This window comes from Pseudomonas sp. P5_B2 (assembly GCF_056400445.1).
Genome location: NZ_JBFULH010000998.1, coordinates 1 through 1,181, shown reverse-complemented (window position 1 = coordinate 1,181; position 1,181 = coordinate 1). Strand labels below are relative to the sequence as shown.

General features: G+C 60.3%; 3 protein-coding genes. All 3 read left to right on the top strand.

Features of this window, described 5'->3' with window-relative positions; translation table 11 throughout:
* A partial coding sequence (locus tag AC1DRJ_RS28660) for a PfkB family carbohydrate kinase (RefSeq protein WP_477805106.1) occupies positions 1 to 498 on the top strand: 498 nt, incomplete at its 5' end.
* Positions 495 to 899, top strand: coding sequence for a D-ribose pyranase (gene rbsD, locus AC1DRJ_RS28655; protein ID WP_477805105.1), 405 nt, complete (start codon positions 495 to 497; stop codon positions 897 to 899). The genes AC1DRJ_RS28660 and rbsD, both read left to right, overlap by 4 nt.
* A 53-nt stretch (positions 900 to 952) precedes the next feature.
* Positions 953 to 1,181, top strand: a 229-nt coding sequence (locus tag AC1DRJ_RS28650; RefSeq protein WP_477805104.1) for a nucleoside hydrolase, incomplete at its 3' end; no start/stop codon positions are given.

Sequence of the window (1,181 nt, the reverse complement as noted above, 5' to 3'; positions counted from 1 at the left end):
GTGCCGGACGCTACGGTTGGCCATGCGCTCAAACGAGGTCGCGAACTGGGCAAGATCGTCATTCTCAACCCGGCTCCCGCCAGTCGCCCTTTGCCGGCTGACTGGTTTGCCGCCATCGATTACCTGATTCCCAACGAGAGTGAAGCCTCTGCTTTGACAGGGTTGTCGGTGGATTCCCTGGAGTCGGCCGAAACCGCCGCGACCCGACTGATCGCCATGGGTGCGGGGAAAGTGATTATCACTTTGGGCGCCGAGGGTTCGCTGTTCGCCGACGGCGCACGCCTGGAGCATTTCCCGGCACCGAAGGTCAAGGCCGTCGATACCACGGCCGCCGGGGACACCTTCGTAGGTGGTTTTGCTGCCGCCTTGGCCGCTGGCAGCAGCGAAGCCGAAGCAATCCGTTTCGGGCAGGTGGCCGCGGCACTGTCGGTCACCCGGGCTGGCGCGCAACCCTCGATTCCCAATTTGTCCGACGTACAGGCGTTCAAAGCACCATGAAAAAAACACCACTGCTCAATGTCGCGTTGTCGCGGCTGATTGCCTCGCTGGGACACGGCGACATGGTCGTCATCGGCGATGCCGGTCTGCCGGTGCCGCCAGGTGTCGAACTGATTGATCTGGCGCTGACCCAAGGTATTCCGGACTTCATCAGTACCTTGAAAGTTGTGCTCAGCGAAATGCAGGTCGAAAGCCATGTGCTGGCCCAGGAAATTCTGGACAAGCAGCCACCGGCATTGAGCGTTCTGGACGAACTGAACGTCGAAGGCGTGCTGGGTGCGCGCGAGCTGCTTAGCCATGATCAGTTCAAGGTCCTCAGCCGCCAGGCGCGGGCAATTGTTCGTACCGGCGAATGTGCGCCGTACTGCAACATCGTGCTGGTGTCGGGGGTGACGTTCTAGCGCCATTCACATACGGTTCCCCCACGCACAAGGAGCGTGCGACATGTAACGCAATGCTCAGAAACTGCACCACCTGCCGGAGTGTGCTGCCTTTGTCCCTGAATACTGCAACGAGCGCCCAAGCGGCGGAAAAAATCGACTTGATCATCGACACCGATCCGGGTGCAGACGATGTGGTCGCCTTACTGTTTGCTCTTGCTTCGCCGCAAGAGCTGAACATTCGTGCGCTGACTACCGTGGCCGGCAATGTGCGTCTGGACAAGACATCGCGTAACRCACGGC